Source organism: Hypericibacter terrae (assembly GCF_008728855.1).
Classification (GTDB): Bacteria; Pseudomonadota; Alphaproteobacteria; order Dongiales; family Dongiaceae; genus Hypericibacter; species Hypericibacter terrae.
In genome coordinates, this window is sequence record NZ_CP042906.1 from 4,108,781 (window position 1) to 4,131,829 (window position 23,049).

At 65.3% G+C, this 23,049-nt stretch carries 17 protein-coding genes; 13 read left to right on the forward strand and 4 right to left on the reverse strand.

Annotated elements, in window-relative coordinates:
• The first annotated feature begins 81 nt into the window (after positions 1–81).
• The 3 genes from FRZ44_RS18730 (at position 82) to FRZ44_RS18740 (ending at position 4,288) form a co-directional block, all read left to right on the forward strand.
• Positions 82–1,059, forward strand: coding sequence for an ABC transporter substrate-binding protein (locus FRZ44_RS18730; RefSeq protein ID WP_151178610.1), 978 nt, complete (start codon positions 82–84; stop codon positions 1,057–1,059).
• 203 nt (positions 1,060–1,262) lie between these two features.
• Positions 1,263–2,315 carry a quaternary amine ABC transporter ATP-binding protein gene (locus FRZ44_RS18735; protein ID WP_225308338.1) on the forward strand — a complete coding sequence of 351 codons (1,053 nt, stop codon included), beginning with the start codon at positions 1,263–1,265 and terminating at the stop codon, positions 2,313–2,315.
• Positions 2,312–4,288: an ABC transporter permease gene (locus FRZ44_RS18740; RefSeq protein ID WP_225308339.1), complete on the forward strand. Its 1,977-nt coding sequence runs from the start codon at positions 2,312–2,314 to the stop codon at positions 4,286–4,288. Before FRZ44_RS18735 ends, FRZ44_RS18740 begins: the two co-directional genes overlap by 4 nt.
• Before the next feature lie 13 nt (positions 4,289–4,301).
• On the opposite strand, the gene FRZ44_RS18745 is transcribed toward FRZ44_RS18740, so the two are convergent.
• Positions 4,302–5,075, reverse strand: a complete 774-nt coding sequence (locus FRZ44_RS18745; RefSeq protein ID WP_191908181.1) for a DeoR/GlpR family DNA-binding transcription regulator — start codon at positions 5,073–5,075, stop codon at positions 4,302–4,304.
• Between the two features lie 346 nt (positions 5,076–5,421).
• Here FRZ44_RS18745 and FRZ44_RS18750 point away from each other — a divergent pair, with 346 nt between their 5' ends.
• The 9 genes from FRZ44_RS18750 to FRZ44_RS18790 all read left to right on the forward strand — a co-directional run bounded on the left by FRZ44_RS18750 (position 5,422) and on the right by FRZ44_RS18790 (position 17,926).
• Positions 5,422–6,303 carry a phosphotransferase gene (locus FRZ44_RS18750; RefSeq protein WP_151178613.1) on the forward strand — a complete coding sequence of 294 codons (882 nt, stop codon included), beginning with the start codon at positions 5,422–5,424 and terminating at the stop codon, positions 6,301–6,303.
• An 11-nt stretch (positions 6,304–6,314) separates the two neighbouring features.
• Entirely contained in the window at positions 6,315–8,759 is a 2,445-nt protein-coding gene (locus FRZ44_RS18755; RefSeq protein WP_151178614.1) for a GcvT family protein, read from the forward strand.
• A 99-nt stretch (positions 8,760–8,858) separates the two neighbouring features.
• Entirely contained in the window at positions 8,859–10,421 is a 1,563-nt protein-coding gene (locus FRZ44_RS18760; RefSeq protein WP_151178615.1) for an alkaline phosphatase family protein, read from the forward strand.
• A gap of 267 nt (positions 10,422–10,688) precedes the next feature.
• Positions 10,689–12,350: a Na/Pi cotransporter family protein gene (locus FRZ44_RS18765; protein ID WP_225308340.1), complete on the forward strand. Its 1,662-nt coding sequence runs from the start codon at positions 10,689–10,691 to the stop codon at positions 12,348–12,350.
• 236 nt (positions 12,351–12,586) lie between these two features.
• Positions 12,587–13,669 carry an ABC transporter substrate-binding protein gene (locus FRZ44_RS18770; RefSeq protein WP_151178617.1) on the forward strand — a complete coding sequence of 361 codons (1,083 nt, stop codon included), beginning with the start codon at positions 12,587–12,589 and terminating at the stop codon, positions 13,667–13,669.
• A gap of 52 nt (positions 13,670–13,721) precedes the next feature.
• Positions 13,722–14,615 (forward strand): ABC transporter permease, encoded by an 894-nt coding sequence (locus FRZ44_RS18775; RefSeq protein WP_151178618.1) that lies wholly within the window; start codon positions 13,722–13,724, stop codon positions 14,613–14,615.
• A gap of 1 nt (position 14,616) precedes the next feature.
• Positions 14,617–15,477, forward strand: a complete 861-nt coding sequence (locus FRZ44_RS18780) for an ABC transporter permease (protein ID WP_151178619.1) — start codon at positions 14,617–14,619, stop codon at positions 15,475–15,477.
• Positions 15,470–16,561 (forward strand): ABC transporter ATP-binding protein, encoded by a 1,092-nt coding sequence (locus FRZ44_RS18785; protein ID WP_151178620.1) that lies wholly within the window; start codon positions 15,470–15,472, stop codon positions 16,559–16,561. Before FRZ44_RS18780 ends, FRZ44_RS18785 begins: the two co-directional genes overlap by 8 nt.
• A gap of 201 nt (positions 16,562–16,762) precedes the next feature.
• Positions 16,763–17,926 (forward strand): IS4 family transposase, encoded by a 1,164-nt coding sequence (locus FRZ44_RS18790; RefSeq protein WP_151175693.1) that lies wholly within the window; start codon positions 16,763–16,765, stop codon positions 17,924–17,926.
• 45 nt (positions 17,927–17,971) lie between these two features.
• On the opposite strand, the gene FRZ44_RS18795 is transcribed toward FRZ44_RS18790, so the two are convergent.
• Together FRZ44_RS18795 and FRZ44_RS18800 are read right to left on the reverse strand one after the other, a co-directional pair.
• Positions 17,972–19,981: a hydantoinase/oxoprolinase N-terminal domain-containing protein gene (locus FRZ44_RS18795; protein ID WP_191908182.1), complete on the reverse strand. Its 2,010-nt coding sequence runs from the start codon at positions 19,979–19,981 to the stop codon at positions 17,972–17,974.
• A 168-nt stretch (positions 19,982–20,149) separates the two neighbouring features.
• Positions 20,150–20,989 (reverse strand): tetratricopeptide repeat protein, encoded by an 840-nt coding sequence (locus tag FRZ44_RS18800; protein WP_191908183.1) that lies wholly within the window; start codon positions 20,987–20,989, stop codon positions 20,150–20,152.
• Between the two features lie 102 nt (positions 20,990–21,091).
• Between FRZ44_RS18800 and FRZ44_RS18805 the strand changes: the two genes are divergently transcribed.
• Positions 21,092–21,427: a DUF1491 family protein gene (locus tag FRZ44_RS18805; RefSeq protein WP_151178623.1), complete on the forward strand. Its 336-nt coding sequence runs from the start codon at positions 21,092–21,094 to the stop codon at positions 21,425–21,427.
• Positions 21,428–21,439: 12 nt separating this feature from the next.
• On the opposite strand, the gene FRZ44_RS18810 is transcribed toward FRZ44_RS18805, so the two are convergent.
• Complete coding sequence (locus FRZ44_RS18810) at positions 21,440–23,008, reverse strand: MFS transporter (protein ID WP_191908184.1); 1,569 nt, start codon at positions 23,006–23,008, stop codon at positions 21,440–21,442.
• Positions 23,009–23,049 lie beyond the last annotated feature (41 nt).

Consider the following 23,049-nt stretch of genomic DNA (forward strand, 5'->3'; position numbering starts at 1 on the left):
CCGCGCTTTCATTCCTGCGGCAAACAGGCGCTGGAACGGATGACCGCAACCGGCACCAAGAATTCCAAGGGAGGAATCATTATGGCGAAAGGCTTCAAGGCCCTCGCTGGCGCTGCAACCGTCATCGGCGGTCTGGCGTTGGCGGCGGGATGGGCTTCATCGGCCAAGGCCGAAGTGCCGGAATCGACCGACCCGATCAAGATCGCCCTGTTCGACTGGACCAGCGTCAACATCAACGCGAAGATCCTGGGCACCATCCTGACGCGGTTGGGATACAACGTCGAATATCCGACGGCCGACTATCTTTCGAGCCTGACGACGGGCCTAACCAATGGCGACCTCGATGTCGGCCTGGAGTTCTGGGACACGACCGCGGGCGAAGCCATGAAGGCGTCGGACGCGACCGGCCAGACCGAACGGCTGGGCGCGCTCGGCCCCAAGGCGAAGGAAGAGTGGTGGTACCCGATGTACATGAAGGAGAAGTGCCCCGGTCTGCCGGACTGGAAGGCGCTGCTCGATCCGAAATGCGCCGAAGCCTTCTCGACGCCGGAGACGGCGCCGAAGGGCCGCTATCTCGGCGGCCCCGTGACCTGGGAAGGGTTCGACGACGAGCGTGTCGAGGCGCTGAAGCTGCCCTTCGTGGTGGTGCATGCGGGCACCGACGCGGCGATGTTCGCCGAGCTCGATTCCGCCTATCAGCGCAAGGCCCCGATCATGCTGTGGATCTACTCACCGCATTGGGCGCCGGCAAAGTATCAGGGCGAATGGGTGCAGTTCCCGGAATATACGCCCGAGTGCTACAACGACCCGAAATGGGGTGTGAACCCCGACCTCGCGCATGATTGCGGCAAGCCGCATGGCGAGATCTGGAAATATGCGTGGGCGGGCATGAAGGACAAGTGGCCGGTCGCCTATAAGGTGGCGAAGGCCTATGTCATCGACGTCAACGATCTGAACCAGCTGAGCGGCCAGGTCGATCTCGATGGCAAGTCCATCGACGACGTTGCCACGGCCTGGGTCGATGCGCATGAATCGACTTGGAAGGCGTGGGCCCAGTAAGCAGTCGCTTCGACTTGAGAACGCGCGCAAGCGCCGGGCTTGAGTCCAACGCCGGAAGCAGGGACCGGTTCGAGGGTTGAAACACCTCGAACCGGTCTTTCCGGTTAACGGGCCGGTTATCGGGCAGGCAACGGCATCGGAGACATGAATCGATGCCGCCGTGGGGGGCGGGAACGGACCGGATGAATGCAACGCGATCCGCAATGAAAGTGACGACGGCGCTGGATCAGCGCCCGGTGATGCTCGCCAGCCGGAATGTGTGGAAGGTCTATGGGCGCGGCGCGCAGGAGGTCATGGCGGCTGCGGGCGGCAAGCCCAGCGCCGCGGATTTGAACGCGGCAGGGCTGATCGGCGCGGTGCGCGACGCCAGCGTCGAGGTCAAGGAAGGCGAGATTTTCATCATCATGGGGCTGTCAGGGTCGGGAAAGTCGACCCTGCTGCGCTGCATGGCGCGGCTCATCGAGCCGACCGCCGGCGAAGTCATGTTCGAAGGACGCAATCTCCTCGAGGCGACGGAGCGGGAACTGATCGAGATCCGCCGGCACCGCATGGGCATGGTGTTCCAGCATTTCGCCCTGCTACCACATCTGACCGTGCTCGAGAATGTCGCCTTTCCCCTCTCGGTCCAGGGCAGGCCCAGGGCGGAGCAGAGGAAGCGCGCCCAGGAGATGGTCGACCTGGTCGGCCTCAAGGGCCGCGAGAACTATTACCCGCGCGAATTGTCGGGCGGCCAGCAGCAGCGTGTCGGCATCGCCCGCAGCCTCGCGGTCGAACCGCAGATCTGGTTCCTGGACGAGCCCTTCTCGGCGCTCGATCCGCTGATCCGGCGCGAGATGCAGCAGGAGCTGATGCGCCTGCAGAACGTGCTGCACAAAACCATCGTCTTCATCACCCACGATTTCGACGAGGCCATCCGGCTCGCCGATCGCATCGCCATCATGAAAGACGGCGAGATCATCCAGATCGGCACGCCCGAGGACCTGGTCACGAAGCCGGCGACCGATTATGTGGCGGAGTTCACCCGCGACGTGCAGCGCTCGAAGGTGCTTTCGGCCCGAACGCTGATGACGCCCGCAAGCGCCGATTCCGCCGCCGCGCGGAAGGTCGCCGCCACGGCGAAGATCGCCAGCTTTGCCGCCGACATCGTCGCGGCCGGCCGGCCCTTCGCGGTCGCCGACGAGAACGGCGCCGTCATCGGCCAGGTGACGCCGGCCGCCGTCATCAATCTCCTGGCGGGTCGCGAGGGCGCGGCGTGACGGCGATCGCCCACGGCTCCGGCGCCCGGCGCGCCGCGACCGACCCCTGGGTCTGGGTATGGCTGGGTGCGCTCCTGCTGTCGGCCCTGCTCTACATCTTCCGCGACGTCGCGCCCTGGGCCGTCGACTACCCGAAGGAATGGATCGTTCCGCTCAGCGCCTGGATCAGCGCCGTGATGGGCTGGATCAAGACCAATTTCACCTGGCTGACGCGCGGCTTCTCCGGCCTCGTTGCAATCCCGCTCGACGCCGCCTTCGGCCTGCTCGCCAAGAGCTTCAAGATCGGCCATGGCGCCGACGCCCTGGTGATCCCACGTCTGTCCTGGGTGGGCATCGTGATCGCGGTGGCGCTGGCGGGATTGGCGCTGGGCGGCCGGTCGATCGGCATCGTCGCCGGCGCCTGCTTCCTCTATCTGGCGATCTTCGGCCAATGGGAAAGCTCGATGCTGACCCTGGCCCTGATCGCGATCTGCGTTCCCTTCTGCGTCGTCACCGGCATCCTGGTCGGCATCTGGGGCTATCGCAGCCCGGCGATCGACCGGCTGCTGATCACGCCGATCCTCGACCTGATGCAGACCATGCCGACCTTCGCCTATCTGGTGCCGATGCTGCTGCTGTTCGGCAACAACCCGGTCTCGGCCCTGCTCGCCACCGGCATCTTCGCCACGCCCCCGATGGTGCGCGCGACCATTCTCGCCCTCAATCGCGTGCCGCAGGAGATCGGCGATTTCGGCACCATGGCGGGCTGCACCCGCTTGCAGAAGCTGTGGCGCGTGCTGGTCCCGGCCGCGCGCCCCACCCTCATGGTCGGCGTCAACCAGGTGATCATGCTGTCGCTCAACATGGTGATCATCTCCTCGATGATCGGCGCCGGCGGCCTCGGCTATGACGTGCTCCTCGCCATGCGCGCGCTCAAAGTAGGGCAGGCCCTCGAGGCCGGGCTCGCCATCGTGGCGCTCGCGATCGCCCTCGACCAGTTGAGCCAGGCCGCCGCCCGCCGGCGCCCGACGCACCGCATCGAGGGCACGCTCTGGCAGCGCCATCCTTATCTGGTCTCGGCCCTGGCGGCGCTCGCCGTGACGACGCTGATCAGCCTCGGCTGGCCGGCGCTCTACAAGGTGCCGGGCTCGATCACCATCAGTACCGCGCCGATCTGGAAGTCGATGGTGGATTGGATCAATTTGAACTTCTTCGACATTATCGAGGTGGTTCGCACCTTCATGCTGCTGCATATCCTCAATCCGGTGCGCGCCTTCCTGGACGGCATGCCTTGGCTCGCGGCGACGGGATTGCTGGGACTGGCAGGCTGGCGGCTGGGCGGCGCTAAGCTGGCGATTCTCGCGGCAGGGCTGACCTTCTTCTGCGCGGCCGTGGGCCTGTGGGACAAGACCATGGCCACGGTCTATCTCTGCGGCATCGGCTCGATCATCGCGGCGCTGATCGGCATTCCCATCGGCGTGCTGGGTGCGCGCAGCGACACCGCGCACCGCATCATCACGCCGATCATCGACACGCTGCAGACCCTACCCTCCTTCGTCTTCCTGATCCCGGTGGTGATGCTGTTCCGCGTCGGCGACGTGACGGCCCTGATCGCGGTGGTGTCCTTCGCGATCGTGCCGGCGATCCGCTACACCGACCACGGCATCCGGCAGGTGCCGCCGGCCCTGATCGAGGCCGCCCGGGTCTCCGGCTGCACGCGCCAGCAGATCTTCCGCCGCGTCCAGCTCCCCCTGGCCCTGCCCGAGATCATGCTCGGCATCAACCAGACGATCCTGCTGGCGCTCAGCATGCTGATCATCGCCGCCATGGTCGGCACCCGCGACCTGGGCCAGGAGGTCTTCATCTCGCTGGCGAAGGCGGATTCGGGTCGCGGCATCGTGGCCGGCCTCGCCGTCGCCTTCATCGGCATCGTCGCCGACCGGCTGATCGGCGCCGGCAGCGCCCGCGCGCGCCGGCGCCTGGGTCTCGCTTGAACGCTTGGGATGGCTAAGCCGCCGCCCGTTCGGCGATCAGCACCGTCGCTTCGGCGCGGCGCAGCCGGTCCTGGAACGGGGCTCGCAGCGGCTGGTCGGTGATCAGGGTCTGAACGGAGGCCAGCGGACACACGCTGACCAGCGCGCGGCGCCCGAATTTCGTGTGATCGGCGACGATGATCGTGCGCTCGGCCCGGCGCATCGCGACGCGCGAGAACTCGGCCTCCTCCAGATGGAAATCCATCGGCCCGTCCTCCAGGTCGATGGCGCCGATCGAAAGGAAGCAGAGCCGAACCCGGAACTGCTGGACGAAGGCGGTGGCCGACACGCCCAGAGCCGCGCCATCGTCCGCACGCAGCTCGCCGCCCGCCATATAGACCCGGTTGCCGTTGCGGGTCGCCAGCGTCCGGGCGATGTCGACGGAGTTCGTCACCACCAGAAGGTTGCGATGACCGTGAAGCGCGCGCGCGACATAGGCGGTCGTGCTGCCGGTATCGAGCAGGATGGCATCGCCATCGCGCACCTGTGCCGCGGCCGATCGGGCAATCGCCTTCTTCGCCTCGGTTTCCTGGCTCATGCGGCGATCGAAGCGCGGCTCGCCGAGCGGCTCGGGCGGGATGACGGCCCCGTGGATTTTCTGCACCAGGCCCTCGGCCTCGAGATCCTTCAGGTCGCGGCGGATGGTCTCGTCCGACACGCGCAAGCGCGTGGCGAGTTCCAGAACCCGGGCCTGCCCCGCCTGCGAAACCGCTTCCAGAATGGAGCGACGCCGCGTCTGACGATCCATGTGTTGAAACTCCCACATAGCCACAGCGATGATTTACACTAACATATTGATAATATGTACCACTAGTTGGTAATTGGTCAAACTCCACCGATGATATTTGGAGATATGTGGGAATTTTCGGAATCGAATGGTTCGCGGCGGGCAATCACCGGAAGGTATGGCTCTTGCGAGTGAGTGGGGGCAATCACCCGTCAAGAAACGCCTTTCAAAGGGCGACCGTGACGGCAGCGCGGCGGGGGGCCGCGATACCGGAGCGTTGGGGGCGCGGCGAAGCGGTGGGCGGGGGGTCCATGCTTCGCCGCTGCCTGAAGCACCAAGAACAAGAACAGCCTCGGCAAGGGTGGCGATGACGACGCTCGATCCGCTGGCCCGGGCTGCGGCCCTGAGGTTCTGGTCGGGACCCGTGGAGCCGATCGCGCTCAAGGGCGGAATCACCAACGCCAATTTCGAGGTCCGGGATCGCGGACGGCGCTTTTTCGTCCGGATCGGTGACGACATCCCGGTCCATGGCGTGATGCGCTTCGCGGAGCTGGCCGCGAGCCGGGCGGCCCATGCGGCCGGATTGGCACCGGCGGTGCTCCATCACGAGCCGGGTGCCATCGTGTTCGACTTCATCGAGGGTACGACGCTGACGCCCGAAGCGGTGCGCCCGCGCCCGATGCTGGAGCGGATCCTGCCGCTGGTGAAGCGCTGCCATTACGAGCTGCCACGGCATCTGCGAGGACCGGTGCTGATGTTCTGGCCGTTTCATATTTTCCGCGACTATGCGGCGAGCCTGCGCGACGCCGGCAGCCCGCGCGTCAAGGAGCTGCCGCCCCTCCTCGCCATCGCCGAGGATCTCGAAAGGCGGCTGGGCCCTGTCGAGCTGGTCTTCGGCCATAACGACCTGCTCTGCGGCAATCTCATCGACGACGGACGCCGACTCTGGCTGATCGACTACGACTATGCCGGCTATTCGAGCGCGCTCTTCGACCTCGGCAATCTCTGCTCCAACAACGAGGTGGCGCCGGCGGACGAGGAATGGCTGCTGGGCGCCTATTTCGAGCGGCCGGTCGACGACCAGCTGCGCCATCGCTACCAGGCGATGAAATGCGCCTCGCTCCTGCGCGAGACGCTATGGAGCATGATCGCGGAGTCCTTCTCGACTCTCGATTTCGACTATGCCGCCTACACCGCCGATTACCGCGCAAGATTTCAGCAAGCCTACGATTCATTGAAACATCATTGAGGTTGACGAGAATGGCGTCGTTTCCCACCCATGCCCGCGCCGTCATTATCGGCGGCGGCATCGTCGGCTGCAGCACGGCCTATCATCTGGCCAAGCTGGGCTGGAAAGAGGTCGTGCTGCTGGAGCGCAACAAACTCACCAGCGGCTCGACCTGGCATGCGGCGGGGCTCGTGGGCCAACTCCGCACCTCGGCCAACATCACCCAGCTCCTGAAAAACTCGGTCGAGCTCTATCGCAGGCTCGAGTCGGAAACCGGCCTGTCGACCGGCTGGAAGATGAATGGCGGCCTGCGCCTCGCCTGCAATCCAGAGCGTCTGACCGAGATCAAGCGCCAGGCCACCACCGCGCACAGCTTCGGCCTCGCCATGGAGGTGCTGACACCGTCGGAAGCGCAGAAGCTCTGGCCGCCGATGCGCGTCGACGATGTGGTGGGAGCCGCCTTCCTGCCGACCGACGGCCAGGCCAATCCCGCAGACATCACCCAGGCGCTGGCGAAGGGTGCGCGCGCCGGCGGCGTCACCATCATCGAGGATTGCCGCGTCACCGCGATTGCTACGAAACAAGGTCGGGTGACGGGTGTCGTCACCGCCCAGGGCGCCATCGCGGCCGATGTGGTCGTCAATTGCGCCGGACAATGGGCGCGCGAGGTCGGCAGGCTCTGCGGCGTCAATGTCGCGTTGCAGTCGGTGCAGCATCAGTATCTGGTGACCGAGCCGATCGACGGCGTGCCGCGCAATCTCCCCACCCTGCGCGATCCCGATCGGCTCATCTATGGCAAGGAAGAGGTCGGCGGGCTGGTGGTGGGCGGCTACGAACCCAATCCCATCGCCTGGGCCCTGAAGGGCATTCCCGAGGGATTCCATTTCTCGCTGCTGGAATCCGACTGGGACCATTTCGAGCCGATGATGGGGCGTCTGCTGGGCCGCATCCCGGCGCTCGAGACTGCCGGCATCAAACAGCTCATCAACGGCCCCGAATCCTTCACGCCCGACGGCAATTTCATCCTGGGCGAGGCGCCCGAGCTGAAGAACTTCTATGTCGGCGCCGGCTTCAACGCCTTCGGCATCGCGTCGGGCGGTGGTGCCGGCAAGGCGCTGGCCGAATGGGTCGCGGCGGGCGAGCCGCCGATGGATCTCTGGCCGGTCGATATCCGCCGCTTCGGCTCGGTGCATCAGGACCCGCAATGGGTGCTGACCCGCACGCTCGAGGCCTATGCCCATCACTACAGCATGGCCTGGCCGCATGAAGAGCTCGAAAGCGCGCGGCCGGTGCGCGTCTCGCCGCTCTATGAGCGGCTGAAGGCCCAAGGCGCCTGCTTCGGCTCGAAGCTCGGCTGGGAGCGCCCCAACTGGTTCGCGCCCGACGGCGTCGAGCCCAAGGACATCTACAGCTATGAGCGCCAGAACTGGTTCGAGCATGTCGGCGCCGAGCATCGGGCGGTGCGCGAGCGCGTCGGCGTCTTCGACCAGACCTCCTTCGCGAAATTCATGATGATCGGGCGCGATGCGGAGCTGGCCATGAGCTGGATCTGCGCCAACGATGTCGCCAAGGCGCCGGGACGGCTGATCTATACGCAGATGCTGAACCGCCAGGGCGGAATCGAGTGCGATGTCACGGTCACCCGCCTGACCGACGAAAGCTACTACATCATCACCGGGACCGGCTTCGCGACGCACGATTTCTCCTGGATCGAGCGGGCCATCCCGCAGGGGCTCGACGCCCGGCTGATCGACGTGACCTCGGCCTTCGCCGTGCTGTCGGTCATGGGTCCGCGCTCGCGCGACACGCTGAGCGCCGTGTCGGGCGCCGATTTCTCCAATGCGGCCTTTCCCTTCGGCAGTTGGCAGACCGTCATGATCGCGGGGACCCCGGTCAGGGCTCTGCGCGTCACCTATGTCGGCGAACTGGGCTGGGAGTTGCATTTCCCGGTCGAATGCGCCGGTGCCGTCTATGACGCGGTCATGGGGGCGGGCCAGCCGCACGGGATCGTCAATGCCGGCTATCGGGCGATCGAATCGCTGCGGCTCGAAAAGGGCTACCGCGCCTGGGGGTCGGATATCGGGCCCGACCATACGCCGCTCGAGGCCGGACTCGGCTGGGCGGTCAAGCTCAAGCAGAACACGCCCTTCCTCGGCCGCGAGGCTCTCACCAAGCAGGCCCTGGGCCCGCTCAAGAAACGGTTGGCCGGATTCAGCATCCAGGACCCGGCCATCGTGCTGCTGGGCCGTGAGACCATCTTCCGCGACGGCAAGCAGGTCGGCTGGCTGACCAGCGCCGGCTGGGGCTACACCGTCGACCGGAACATCGGCTATGGCTATGTGCGCAATCCCGAGGGCGTGCCGACCGACTGGCTGAAGTCGGGACGCTACGAGCTCGAGGTGGCGGCCGAGCGCGTGCCGGCGCAGATCCATCTCGACGCGCTTTACGACCCGTCCATGTCACGAATCAAGGCGTGACCTGACACATCGATAGGCTAGGCTGGGGGCTGCTCCGGAATCACGCCGCGAGCGGCCCCGCGCTCCGCTCGCCCCGTTCAAGAAGAAACGCGACCGATCATGTCCGACCTGCCGATCCGCAAGGTGCTTTTCATCAGCGCCGACCAGTGGCGCGCCGAATGCCTCTCCGCCGTCGGCCATCCGGTCGTCAAGACCCCGCATCTCGACGCGCTGGCGAGCGAGGGGGTGCTGTTCCGCCGCCATTACGCGCAAGCTTCGCCCTGCGGGCCGTCGCGGACCAGCATGCTGACCGGCATGTATCTGATGAATCACCGCTCGGGCCGCAATGGCACGCCGCTCGACAGCCGCCACACCAACATCGCGCTGGAAGTGCGCAAGGCGGGCTACGATCCCACCCTGTTCGGCTATACCGACACGACGCCCGACCCGCGCCGCTACGCGCCGGACGATCCGGTCCTGAAGACTTATGAAGGCGTGCTGCCAGGCATGACGGTTGGGCTTCAACTGCCCGACCATATGGCGCCCTGGATCGCCGACCTGAAGGCGAAGGGCTATGAATTCCGCGATCGCTGGGATGTCTATAAGCCGAGGGCCGGCTTCGTCCGGCCGCCCGGTCGCGGGCACTCGTTCGCGCCGACGCTGTTCTCGGCGGAAGACAGCGAAACGACCTTCATGGCGAATGCCGTGCTGCGCTGGCTTTCGGTGCGAAGCGACCAGCCCTGGTTCGTCCATGCGGTGTTCCTGCGCCCGCATCCGCCAGTCATCGCGCCGGAACCCTATAATGCGCTTTACGATCCGGCACAGCTCGCCATGGCGGTGCGCGCGAGCGATGCCGAGGAAGAAGGAAAGCAGCATCCCTTCCTCAAGCTGGCGCTGGCCAGCCTGCGCGAGAAAGGGGCCTTCGACGAGCATTACCCGGATGACCTGCTGGAGATCGGGGAGCCCGAAGTTCGCCAGCTGCGGGCGACCTATTACGGCATGATGACCCAGGTGGACGACCAGATCGGTCGCATCATGGCGCACCTCAAGGCCACCGGCGAAGACCGGCATACCCTGGTGATCTTCACCTGCGATCATGCCGAGATGCTCGGCGATCACTGGATGTGGGGAAAATCGGGCTATTTCGATCAGGCCTATCACATCCCGCTCATCATCCGCGATCCGCGGCGCGTCGCCGACGGCACCCGCGGCCAGCAGATCGACCGCTTCACCGAAGCCGTGGATCTGATGCCGACCATCCTCGAATGGCTCGGGCGGGATATCCCGCATCAATGCGACGGCCGCTCGCTGATCCCGATGCTGGAGGGCGAGCCGGTCGCGCCCTGGCGCGAGGAAGCTCATTACGAGTTCGATTTCCAGGACATCGTTCACCAGATCCCGGAATCGACCCTGGGCATCTCCAGCGACCAGTGCAAGCTGGCGGTGCTGCGTGGGCGACGGTTCAAATATGTCCATTTCGCAGCATTGCCGCCGCTGCTGTTCGACCTGGAGAAGGACCCGTTCGAGCAGAAGAATCTTGCCGGCGATCCGGCCTATGCCGGCGAGATGCTGGCTTGCGCCCAGAAGATGCTCTCCTGGCGCATGGAGCATGCCGAGCATGTGCTGAGCCGGCAGTTCGTCACCGAGCGAGGCATGGCCGAGACGCCCCCGCGCCGTCGGTAGAACGCCTCGTCGCCAGGGGACCGATTCCGGCCGCGCCGGCACAGTTGAGGTCCCCGCCGGGCGGGCATATTGCATTTATGTGACAGCGGCGTTATGCCGTTCGACAGCGCTCCGACGGGCATCGACTTCGGCCAGTGCCGGCCGCCGCGATGATCCAGGCAACGGCGCTTCGACCCGCGCTGTCCTTCCGCCGCCGGCCTCGCCCGAGGTCGAAACAGCGCCCGCAGGCCAATCAAGGAGGCCAGCATCAACGGCACCGACTTTCTCGTGAACCTGCTGGGCGCGGCGGCGCTGCTGGTTTGGGGCTTGCGCATGGTTCGCACCGGCGTCATGCGCGCCTTCGGCGGCGATCTGCGCCGGCGGTTGGGCCGCAGCCTGCGCAACCGGTTCGCCGCCTTCGCGGCCGGGTTGGGGATCACGATCCTGCTGCAAAGCGCCACTGCGACCGGGCTGCTGACCGCGTCCTTCGCCTCCCACGGGCTGATGGGAACCGCCTCCGCCCTGGCCGTGATGCTGGGGGCCGATGTCGGCTCGACCGTCGTGGCCCAGATCGTGTCCCTTCTGCCCCATGGGCTGGCGCCGCTCATGATCCTGGCGGGCGTGGTGGTTTTCACCATGAGCCGCGGCACCCGGCTGAAAGATATCGGGCGGACCATCGTGGGGGTGGGGCTGATGCTGCTCTCCCTGCGGCTCATTGCCATGGCGGCGGAACCCGTGCGCAGCTCGGGCATCCTGCTTGAGGTCTTCGAGGCGCTGGGCAACGAGCCGCTCCTGGCGGCCCTCATGGCCGTCCTGCTGACCGTTCTCTCGACCTCGAGCCTGGCCGTGGTCCTGCTGGTGATCGCCTTCGTCAGCGGCGGATTGATCCAGTTGCCGCTGGCGCTCGCGCTGATCCTGGGCGCCAATCTGGGCTCGACCCTGATGCCGCTGATCGGGACCGCAACCTCGGGCCCCGAAGCCCGGCGCGTGCCGCTCGCCAACCTGATCTTCCGCCTGACCGGCGTGGTGATCGCCCTGCCGTTGCTGTCCTGGATCACGCCCTGGGTCGCGCGGATAGAACCCGAGCCCTGGCGGCAGGTCGCGGATTTCCACACCGCCTTCAATCTGGCGATCGCGATCCTGTTCCTGCCCTTGATCGGCCTCGTGGCGCGCCTCTGCACCAAGCTGCTGCCCGAGCGTCCGCGGGGCGAGGAGACCGGCAAGCCGCATTATCTCGACATCGCGGCACTCGATTCGCCGGCGGTCGCCATCGCCAATGCCGCGCGCGAGACCCTGCGGATGGGCGACATCATCGAGAAGATGCTGCGCCAGACGCTCGAAGTGTTTCGCAATGACGACCGCAAGCTGCTGCGCGAGGTGGAAGCGCTCGACGACGATGTCGACAAGCTGCACCATGCCATCAAGCTCTATCTGACCGAGATGAGCCGCGACGCGGTCGACAAGGGCGACCAGAAGCGCTCGATCGACGTCATCACCTTCACCACCAACCTCGAGCATATCGGCGACATCATCGACAAGAACCTGATGGAGCTCGCGGCCAAGAAGATCAAGAACAAGCTGCATTTCTCGGCGGAAGGCTTCGCCGAGATCTGCAACATGCATGCCCGCGTCGAGAACAACCTCAAGCTCGCCCTCAACGTGTTCGTCTCGAACGATGTGAAGCTCGCTCGCCGCCTCCTCGAAGAGAAAGTGGCGTTTCGCGAGATGGAATGGGCGGCGTCGGAAGGCCACTATGGCCGGTTGCGCAGCGGCAAGACCGAGAGCATCGAGACGTCGAGTCTGCATCTCGACATCCTGCGCGACCTGAAGCGTATCAACTCGCACCTCACGTCGGTCGCCTATCCGATCCTGGAAGCGACCGGAGAACTGACGCAGAGCCGCTTGCGCAAACAGGACGGCGAGATCGGCACCCCTGCCAAAGTCTCTTGATTTTTCAATACCGTAGAGACCTGCGACCGGGGCGTGTGCCGGTGTCGGCGCCGCCAAGTGGGTTGATCGCGTTCTCCCGGCTTTCTATGGTAGGTGCGCCCATGATCGAACGGTTCGCCGGTGCGAACCTCACGCGGTCGGACCAAAGGGCCTGCCGGCAGAAGATAGAGAAAGTCCGAACGGACCCCCGGGGCCGGCCCGGTCTTGGCGAATGAACAGACAGGAGGCATTTCATCATGAACCGTTTTTCGGCACCCCGTTTCTCGCGTCGCAATTTCCTCGCCGGCACCGGCGCCGCCGCCGTTGGCGTCAGCCTGAGCACCTTTGCGAAGAAGGGGTGGGCTGAAGAGGCGAAGAAGCTCAACGTCTATAACTGGGACACCTATATCGGCCAGACGACGTTGCAGACCTTCACCAACAAAACCGGCATCGCGGTCCAGTACGACCTTTATGCCAACAACGAGGAGCTGTTCGCCAAGCTCAAGGCCGGCAATCCGGGCTATGACGTGATCTTCCCGTCCGACTACATGATCGAATCCATGGCGAAGCTCAACATGCTGATGGCGATCGATCATTCCAAGATCCCGAACCTGGCGAACATCAATCCCGCCAAGCAGTTCTCGGATCCCGCCTTCAACCCTGGCCTGAAGTTCGGCGTGCCTTACATGTGGGGCACGATCGGCATCGGCTACCGCAAGTCGAAGGTCCAGGAACCGAAGAGCTGGAAGGTGTTGTTCGAAGATTCGAGCCATGCCGGCAAGATCGCGCTCCTGGCCGACATGCGCTCGGTGTTGGGTATCGCGCTGATCTATCTCGGCTACAGCATCAACTCCACCAACGAGGCCGAGGTCCAGAAGGCCAAGGAACTGCTGATCAAGCAGAAGCCGAACATCAAGGCCTTCGCCCCCGACAGCGGCCAGGACATGCTCCTCTCGGGCGAATGCGACCTGGTCATGGAATGGAACGGCGACATCATCTCGGTCATGGCCGAAGATCAGGATCTGGCTTATGTAGTCCCCGATGAAGGCACCCAGGTGTGGACCGACAATGTCTGCATCCCGACCGGCGCACCCCATCCGGACAACGCCCATGCCTTCCTCAATCACCTGCTCGATGCGCAGGTGAATGCCGAGATCGCGAACACGATCAAATATGCGACCGCCGACAAGGCGGCGCAGGCCTATATCGCCAAGGAAGACCTGGAGAACCCCGCCATCTATCCGCCCGAGGAAGTCGTCGCCAAGAGCGAATCGCTGGTGGATGTGGGCGAGTTCACCCCGATCTACGACAAAGCCTGGACGGAAATTCAGGCTTCCTAATCGGTAGAGAGCCGAAAGAGAGCCGGAAACCGGTCGGGGGATCGCTTAAGTCATGCAGGATTGGCGCAGGAACAAACTGGTCTTTTTTGTCCTGCTGATTCCCCCGACTGCCTGGCTCGTCATCTTCTTCACCATCCCGCTCGCCGTCGTCTGGGTCTACAGCTTCGGCGAGCGCGGCCCCTTGGGCCAGACCCTGCTCGCATTCTCGTTCGCCAATTATGCACGGACGATGGAATGGGTGAATCTCTACATCACCCTCAAATCGTTGTGGATCGCCACGGTCACGACGGCCATCTGCCTGGCGATGGGTTTCCCGCTGGCGATGGGCGTCGCCTTCGCCCCGCCGCGCTACAAGAACCTGCTGCTGCTGCTGGTCATCCTGCCCTTCTGGACTAACCTCCTGATCCGCACCTACGCCTGGATCGCGGTCCTGCGCACCAACGGCTATGTCAATTTCTTCCTGGAATGGGTCTGGAGCGGGCTCGACTGGGTCTTCGGCGGCCTTCTCGGCGAATTCCAACCGCTGGAGCTGCTCTATAACCAGGGCGCCGTCATCGTCGGCCTGGTCTATGTCAACCTTCCCTTCATGGTGCTGCCGCTCTACGCGACCCTGGAGAAGCTCGACAAGTCCTATCTCGAAGCGAGCCTCGACCTCGGTGCCAGCCAGTGGCGCACGCTCTTCTCGGTCACCGTGCCGCTCGCCTTGCCGGGCATCTTCACGGGCGGTCTGCTCAGCTTCATCCTGGCGCTCGGCAGCTATCTGACGCCCGATCTCCTGGGCGGCACCGACAGCATCATGATCGGCAACCTGATCGCGCAGCAGTTCGGGCCGGCGCGCGACTGGGCCTTCGGGTCCGCGATCTCCTTCATCCTGATGTATGTGACCTTCATCTGCCTCTGGGTGAAGGCCGTGCTGGCGGGCCGCGAAGGCGCGGTGAACTACTGACATGACCGACACCGCGCTCCCCCTCCGCACCCGCCCCCGTCGCCGCCGCGAGGCCATCGCGCCGCTCGACTTCACGCGCCGCCGCTGGCTCAAGGCCGTGCTGCTGGCGAACTTCATCTTCCTCTATTTCCCGATCGTCGCGCTCATCGCCTTCAGCTTCAACGACAGCAAGCGCAACATCACCTGGCAGGGCTTCACCTTCAAATATTACGAGAAGGCCTTCAACAACACCGGCCTGCACGACGCCTTCATGAACACGATCACCATCGCCTCGATGTCGACGGTGGTCTCGACGATCCTGGGCACGATGCTGGGGCTGATCCTGCATCGTTACAAATTCCCCGGCAAAGGGCCCTTCGACAGCTGGATCCATCTGCCGATCGTCATTCCCGAGGTCTGCCTCGGCGTGGCGATGCTGGCCTTCTTCACCATGTTCAAGATCCCGCTCGGGCTCTTCACCGTCACCGTCAGCCACATCGCCTTTTCGGCCCCCTTCGTCGCGGTCGTGATCCGCTCCCGCATGTCGGGCTTCGATCCTGCGCTGGAGGAGGCGTCGCGCGATCTGGGCGCCAGCGAATGGCAGACCTTCTGGGGCGTGACCTTCCCTTACATGATCCCGGGCGTGGTCGCGGGCGCCCTTCTGGCCCTCACCCTGTCGCTCGACGACTTCGTGATCACCTTTTTCACGACCGGCCCGGGCTCGACCACCTTCCCGATCAAGATCTATTCGATGGTCCGTTTCAGCGTGACGCCGGAAGTCAACGCCGCCTCGACCGTGCTCATCGTCCTGACCCTGACCCTGACGATCCTCGCCTTGTGGATACAGGCTCGCTCCGACAAGAAGGCCAAAGCCGATGGTTAGCGCCCAGCCCATCATCTCGATCAAGGACGTGACCAAGGAGTTCGGTGAGAACGTCAGAGCCGTCGACAATGTCTCGTTCGATATCCTCGAGGGCGAGTTCTTCGCGCTGCTGGGACCGTCGGGCTGCGGCAAGACCACCTTGCTGCGCATGCTGGCGGGCTTCGAGATCCCGACCGAAGGGCAGATCATTATCGACGGTCTGCCGATGGAAGGCGTCAATCCCAACCGGCGCCCGGTCAATATGGTGTTCCAGTCCTATGCCGTGTTCCCGCATATGAACGTGGAGCGCAATGTCGGTTACGGGTTGCGCGTGACCGGCGTGCCGGAGGCCGAGATCAAGACCCGCGCCCAGGAGGCGCTGGCGCTGGTGAAGCTGCAGGATTTCGGCAAGCGCATGCCGAGCCAGCTTTCCGGGGGCCAACGCCAGCGCGTGGCCCTGGCCCGTGCCCTGGTGAAGCGGCCCAAGGTGCTGCTGCTGGACGAGCCGCTGTCGGCACTCGACGCCAAGCTGCGCGAGGCGATGCAGCTCGAGCTGGTGCGGCTGCAGAAGACCGTGGGCATCACCTTCGTCATCGTGACCCACGACCAGGACGAGGCGCTCTCCATGGCGAACCGCATCGCGGTCATGGAGAAGGGCAAGGTCAAGCAGATCGCAGCGCCGGCCGATCTCTACGAGTTCCCCAACTGCCGCTTCGTCGCCGATTTCATCGGCAAGATGAATCTGTTCCAGGGCAAGGTCGCCGGCGTCGCCGGGAACCAGATCCAGATCGATCTCAAGGGCATCACCCGCGTGACGGTGCCCTATTCGGGTGCCGCGGCGGGCGATATCGCGGTCGCCGTCCGCCCCGAAAAGGTGCAGCTCGGCCGATCGGAGCCGGCGGCCAACCGCATCCGCCTGCGCGGGCGCGTCAGCGAGGTCGCCTATTTCGGCAATGAGAGCCACATCTATCTGGAGAACGCGACCGGCGTGCCGGTGAGCGTCAATCTCACCAATGCGGCGAGAACCACGACACCGAACGTCGCCATCGGCGACGAGCTCTGGATGTCCTGGGATCCGGCGGACACGCTGGTCCTGACGGAATAGCGCCCGTGCTGCTGTCCCCTCTCCCGCTTGCGGGAGAGGGCCAGGGAGAGGGCAGATGAACCGAGCAGCCCCCTCCCTCACCCTCCCCCGTTCCGGCAGGGCTGTCCGGGGAATGAGTCGATAGGTCGCGGGCGCATGCCCGGTTTTCCGGAGGTTTTCCGGGTACTTTCTGGTTGTCGAGACTCAGAAAGGGAACCGGGCATGCAGTACATGGGTAGCATCTTCGTGAGCCTGCTGAAACCCATCGATCGGCGTCAATTCCGCACGCTGGTGGAGCGCCACGACGGCGATGCCTACGACAAATCCTTCAAGAGCTGGGATCATCTGGTGGCGCTGATCTACGCCCAGCTCAGCCACGCCAAGAGCCTGCGGGGGGTGGAGGCGGGTTTCAACGCCAACTCCCAGCATCACTACCATCTGGGGGTCGGGAAGCTGGTTCGTTCGACCTTGTCGGATGCCAATGCGCGCCGTCCAGTGAGTGTGTTTGCGGGGCTGTTTGGCACGCTTTCCCAGGAGGTGGATCGGCTGGCTCGCCAGGAAGGGAACGAGATGCTGCGTTTGATCGACGCCTCGCCGATTCCGCTGGGCAAGGTCTGCGCCTGGGCGGACTGGAACGGCCGGATCCGCGGCATGAAGATGCATGTCGTCTACGATCCCAAGGCCGATCGCCCCTGCTCGGTCGAGGTCACGCCGGCCACCATCAACGACATCGAGGTGGGCCGGCGCGTGCCGATCGAGGCCGGAGCCACCTATGTCTTCGACAAAGGCTATTGTCGCTACAGTTGGTGGTGCCAGATCGACGCCGCCGAGGCGGTCTTCGTCACGCGCGCGAAGTCCAACATGCGCTTGCGCGCCACCAAGCGGCGCAAGCTCCGGAAGATTGTCGGCGACGGCTTCAGGATCATCGACGACGCCGAGGTCCGCCTCGTCAGTAAGGGCGATTCCAAGCTGGCGATCCGGCTGCGTCGGATCCGGGTCCGGCGCGAAAAAGGCGGCGTCATCACCCTCATCACCAACGATATGACCCGCTCGGCCGTGGAAATCGCCACCCTCTACAAGACCCGGTGGCAGATCGAGCTGCTGTTCCGCTGGATCAAGCAGCATCTCGATATTCGCAAGTTCCTTGGCAACAACGAAAATGCCATCCGGCTGCAGGTCCTCGCCGCCATGATCGCCTATCTGCTCCTGCGCATCGGCGCGCGCCTCCACAGCGTGAAAATCCCCCTCCTGCGACTGGCCGAACTCGTCGGCCAGTCGCTCTTTACCAGGAAAACCTTCCACCGTATCGATCGCCCGCCGCCCGTCAATCCAAGCAAGCCATCTCCCAAAGTCCCAGCCAACCAGATGGCGTTCTGTTATGCATGAGTTTCCCCGGACAGCCCTGCCGTTCCGGGGAGGGGAAGAGAGTGCTCAGGCTGCCCCCGCCGTCGCCAGCCGGGGCCGGCCGAAGGCCGTGGCCCGAATGCGCGATTCGATGAAGAGCGTCATGCCCTGGACCGCGGGAACGACCTTGTCCTCGCGCTCGAGCTTGATCTCCGGCTCGGCGGCGCCGGCCTCGTGGGCGAGACGTCTCGCCTGCGCCGAGGCGACCGCCTCGGCCTTCTCGACCGCGGCCGCGAGCTGGTTGAAGTCGGCAACACCGTCGGGCAGATGGACGCGGAAGCGGCCTTCGGTCGGTTGCGAGATCAGGAGCTCGACCCGCTGCAGCACGCCGCCGGCGACCGCGCCCACCGCGTTGCAGACATCGGCATGCGGCGGGACGATGAGCTCGGTCCCGAGCCGGCGCGCGATTTCCGGATAATAGGTCGCCGCCGGCGCGCCGATCCCGACCAGGGGTCGCTTGAGATTCATGTCGAGGGTGACGAGCGGCGAATCCGAAGCCGTCCCCGCGGCCATCCGCGCCATCACCAGCTCGCCGAGCGCGCCCATCTTGTCGGGGGCGATCCCGAGGGACTGATCGAATGTGGTTCCAAGGATTGCGGCCACCGACTGCCGCACGGCCTGCTCGACGATGCGGCGGCAAAAGGGCTCGATTTCCTTGAGCTTCTCGCCGCCCAGCGCATCGAGGCGCCGGATCCAGAGCCGTGCGCCCAGCACCGAGGCTTCCTGCGACCAGGTCTGCTGCAGGCCCAGCGCATGGGCCGCATCGCTGGGCGTGAAGCTCGACAGAGCGGCGAGGCCACGGTCGAGGAGGCGCTTCATGGCGCGCTGGCGCGCCGGCCCCTGCAGGATGTCGGAAAGGGCCAAGGGTCCCGCCTCGAGCGCTTCCCAGAGGTCCAGCTCGTCCGGGCGCAATCCGGATTCCTTGGTATCGAGACGGCGCAGGCGCAGCAGGAACTGCCCGTCATAGCCGACCCGGACCGCCTCCTCGACCTGATGCTTCAGCTTCTCGATCGTGCCGGGATGCTGGGCGCCGAGCAGAGCCAAGGGCACGGACCGGCGCGGGCCCAGGATCAGCCCGCCGGTCTCGTCGAGCCTGAGCTCGCTGTCGCCGCCGAGGCCATAGGAATGGACTGCGACCGCCTCGACCATGGTGCGCCAACCGCCGACGATCGCGCCTTCGCGGTTCAGCACCGGACGACCGCCCGACAGCATCGCCACATCGGTGGTGGTTCCGCCCATGTCGGACACGACCACATCGCCCGAGCCGCAGAGATGATGCGCGCCGACCAGGCTCGCGGCCGGACCCGACAGGATGGTCTCGACAGGGCAGTTCAGCGCGACCTCGGCCGCGATCAGCGAGCCATCGCCCTTCACCACCATCAGCGGCGCCTCGATCGACTGCGATTTGAGGATCCCCTCGACGGCGCGAATCAATTGCTGGAGCTGAGGGATGAGCCGCGCATTGAGCGCCACGGTCAAAGCGCGACGCGGCGCATCGAGCTTCGAGGTCAGCTCATGGCCGCAGGTGACCGGAAGGCCTGCGATGTCGCGAACCATGGCCTTGACCGCCAGCTCATGAGCGGGATTGCGGACCGAGAAATAGCCCGAGACCGCGAAGGCGGCGACCTTCGGCGCATAAGCCCGGATCGCCTTTTCGACGGCGCCGCGATCGAGCGGCGCCTGTTCGTCGCCCATCGGCCCATGGCCGCCGGCGATGAACTCGACCGGATCCGAGCCCATCGCCTGGCGCAGCCCCGCGCGCTCCAGCGCCTGGCGCTCATAGCCCAGCAGGAGCAGACAGATCGGGCTGCCCTGCCCTTCCACCAGCGCGTTGGTCGCGAGCGTCGTGGAGAGCGAAACCATCACGATCGGCTCGGACGCCAATGGCAGCACCTGCGCAATGGCGCCGCCCACCCCGATCGAGAGGTCATGCTTGGTGGTCAGCGACTTGGCGGCCGCCAGCACACCGCGTGCGGGATCGAACAGGGCGGCGTCCGTGTAGGTACCGCCGGTATCAAGGCCGAGGAGAACGGGCAAGGGTTTCGGATCGCGTAAGGAGGGGAAGGAAAGGCACCAGACTGCGGACCGTGCGGCCGGTCCGGAGCAAGGCTCTACCTGCCCCATTGCGGCATGGTCAAGCCTCGTCCGTGCCGCAATGACCGCAATGGATGTGAGGCTATCGGCGCGATGGCCGTTGCGGCGGGACTAAGGACCCTGCAACGACAGGGATTCGCGATGTTCGAGTTGCGGCTTGAAAGCGGCGACTTGGCGCTTGGCCGCAGCCAGTTTCTCGGGCTCCAGCTGGCTGGCCGTCAGGGATTGTCCGCGCCGCGCCAACTCCTGCTCCTCCCCGCCGGGCAATCCGTCGGCCGCCAGGGAGAACCATTTATAGGCCTCGGTCCGGTCGGGCTCGACCCCTTCGCCGTGAAGATAAAGGGTGGCCAGGCCGAACTGCGCACGGGCAAATCCCTGCTCGGCAGCGCGCCGATACCACGACGCCGCCTGATGAAGATCGCGCGGAATGGTCTGGCCGGCATCGTAGATCTGGGCCAGCGCGAACTGAGCATCGATCAGCCCCTGATCCGCCGCCGCGCGATACCAGGCGAGCGCCTTCGCCATGTCGGCGTCGCGCCCCAGGCCCGCCTCATAGATGATGCCCAGGCCATATTTGGCGCGCCGGTCACCCGCCCCCGCCGCCTGGCTCAGCAAAGCGTAGGCGCGATCCGCATCGGGCGTGACACCCTCGCCGGTCAGATACTGCGTGCCCAGGGCCGATTGCGCGTCGATGTTGCCGGCGGTCGCGGCCTTGTCGAACCATGAGGCCGCGCGCGAGGGGTTCATCGGCACGCCCTTGCCCTGCTGATAGCAGAGCCCCAGCAGAAACTGCGCCTGCGGGTCGCCCGCCTCGGCGAGCGGCCGGAATTGATCGACGGCGCGATCGTAATCCCCCTGCTGCGCCGCCTTCAGCCCTTCATCAACGCCGGTCGCGCTTGCCGCCGGCACCGCCGCCAGCAGGCTCAGGCCGAGAAGCAAGGCGACCGACAAGCATCGACCAATCATGGGATGACCTGGGAACCGGGCTCAGGCACCCTAGCGCCCGGGCCCGGACCGGGCCAGAGGCCGACAGCGGATTTCGAGACAGGGGCGATGGAAGAAAGACTGCCCACGGAGATCTGGTTGACGGCGCAGATCCGTCAAGGCCATGCCGCGGGTACCCCGGTTTATCTCCTGCGCCGGGGCGAGCCGCGGGCGGGTGCCGTGCTGGTGAAGGTGAACCTGATGGGCCCCGGCTGTCGGGTGCTGTCGCAGGTGCGCGACGGGCTGGGACGGCTGGGCTGGATGAGCGCGCTGGGCGAAGCCCCGGCGACCGAGGCCGACGCCGACGCCTATATCGAGCGGGCCGTGAAGCGCGACCCCGACCTCTGGGTGGTGGAGGTCGAGAGCCGTGACGGCAAGCACCCGTTCGAGGTCGCGGGCGCCTGAGGCCCGGGCGGCTCAGCGGGGTGCCGGCGCGTGACGGAGAAACAGGACGATCCCCAGGCAGATGATCGTGCCGAAGCCGATCACCACGAAGCCGTCGATGTAGGCCAGCACATAGGATTGCGCCTGCACCGCGTGGGCAAGCAACAGCAGCGCACGCTTGGCCGCATCGACGGTCCCGGCCGAGTAACCTCGGACCAGGGCCTCATACTGCGCCAGCCGCTCGAACGTGACGCCGGATTCCCCCGTGACATGCAAGCCCAGCAGATGGGAATGGACCTGCTCGCGTACCCGCACATAGGTCTGAATGAAGGACGTTCCGGCCTCGCCGCCGAACAATCTTGCGCTCTGGATGATCGTGCCGAAGGTCAGGGCATCCTGCGGCCGGAGCAGGCGAAGATTGTAGGCGACGATCGAGGTCAGGGCGAGGGACTGGCCCAAGGCCTGGGTGATCTGTGACGGCATGAAATCGTCGCTGCCCCACTCCACTGTCAAGCTGGAGGAAACGCTGAAGCAGGCATAGCCGATCAGCGTGAAGCCGAGGGCGATCGTTGTCCGGGGATCGACGATGCGCAGTGCCGTGCCGATCAGGGGCGCCAGCAGCAGCTGCGGCAAGGCGATCAACAGCAGGACATCGCCGACCTGGAGCGCGCGATAGCCTTGCACCGTGGTGAGATATTGCGGAATGATGTAGGAGGTTGACAGGATCGAGAACCGCAGGAAGAACAGCATGATCACCAGCAGACCCAGATTGCTGCGCACGAAGATGCGCAGATCGAGCCACGGCGTCTTGCAGATCATCTCCTGCAGGATGAAGGCCAAGAGCATCAGCCCGCCCGCGAGCAACAGCCCGCAGATCAACCCGTCATTCAGCCAATCCAGCCGGTTCCCCTGGTCGAGCGCCGCATAGAACAGGCTGAATGCCAGGCTGAAATAGATCATCCCGAACCGCTCGACGCCGCGCGCCGCATCGCGATCCACCGGCCGCCGCGGAATGCCGATGTAGACGGCGACCCACATCAGCACGGCCAGCACCGCGTTCTGCCAGAAGATCCATTTCCACGACCAGTGATCGAGATAGAAGCCCTCGAGCGAGGCCGAGATGTTCGTCGAGAGTTCCAGATTCATCGCGTAGGCGGCGATGCCATAGATGAGGTATCGCGGCGGCAGGTTGCGGACCACGAAGCTGATGGTCAGCGGCAGGAAGGTGCCCATCGCGACGCCGCTGATGAATTGCATGATCAGCACGCCCTGCAAGGTCGTGGCGGCCGGCAAGAGCAGGGAGGAAAGCATCAGGACGAAGGTCGCCGCCAGCAGGACCCGGCGGGGACCGAGCACATTGCCCAGCCACACCGTCGGGGCGCACATCAGCATTTGACCAACGGTATTGGCGGTGGTGATCCAGGCGCCCTCGTCGACGCCGGCGTGAATGGCCCCGCGCAGATCGTTGAGGCCGAAGGTGGTGACGCGCCCGCCCAGCGTCACGATGAAGGCGCCCAGCAGAACGGCACCGATGCCGACCAGCGGGTGCGGACTGACCGGCGGCCTCAGCGCGACCCGGTCGCCCAGGCTGCTCAGCGACAAGGAGCCGAATCTCGGGATCCCAAGTCGCGGAACGCCGAATC

Excerpts from the sequence above, each read along its gene's own strand:
- FRZ44_RS18745 (WP_191908181.1), bottom strand. The coding sequence starts at position 5,075 with ATGGATCGTCAGACGCGGCGTCGCTCCATTCTGGAAGCGGTTTCGCAG.
- FRZ44_RS18760 (WP_151178615.1), top strand. The coding sequence starts at position 8,859 with ATGTCCGACCTGCCGATCCGCAAGGTGCTTTTCATCAGCGCCGACCAG.
- FRZ44_RS18770 (WP_151178617.1), top strand. The coding sequence starts at position 12,587 with ATGAACCGTTTTTCGGCACCCCGTTTCTCGCGTCGCAATTTCCTCGCC.
- FRZ44_RS18750 (WP_151178613.1), top strand. The coding sequence starts at position 5,422 with ATGACGACGCTCGATCCGCTGGCCCGGGCTGCGGCCCTGAGGTTCTGG.
- FRZ44_RS18735 (WP_225308338.1), top strand. The coding sequence starts at position 1,263 with ATGAAAGTGACGACGGCGCTGGATCAGCGCCCGGTGATGCTCGCCAGC.
- FRZ44_RS18755 (WP_151178614.1), top strand. The coding sequence starts at position 6,315 with ATGGCGTCGTTTCCCACCCATGCCCGCGCCGTCATTATCGGCGGCGGC.
- FRZ44_RS18775 (WP_151178618.1), top strand. The coding sequence starts at position 13,722 with ATGCAGGATTGGCGCAGGAACAAACTGGTCTTTTTTGTCCTGCTGATT.
- FRZ44_RS18790 (WP_151175693.1), top strand. The coding sequence starts at position 16,763 with ATGCAGTACATGGGTAGCATCTTCGTGAGCCTGCTGAAACCCATCGAT.
- FRZ44_RS18780 (WP_151178619.1), top strand. The coding sequence starts at position 14,617 with ATGACCGACACCGCGCTCCCCCTCCGCACCCGCCCCCGTCGCCGCCGC.
- FRZ44_RS18730 (WP_151178610.1), top strand. The coding sequence starts at position 82 with ATGGCGAAAGGCTTCAAGGCCCTCGCTGGCGCTGCAACCGTCATCGGC.
- FRZ44_RS18785 (WP_151178620.1), top strand. The coding sequence starts at position 15,470 with ATGGTTAGCGCCCAGCCCATCATCTCGATCAAGGACGTGACCAAGGAG.
- FRZ44_RS18805 (WP_151178623.1), top strand. The coding sequence starts at position 21,092 with ATGGAAGAAAGACTGCCCACGGAGATCTGGTTGACGGCGCAGATCCGT.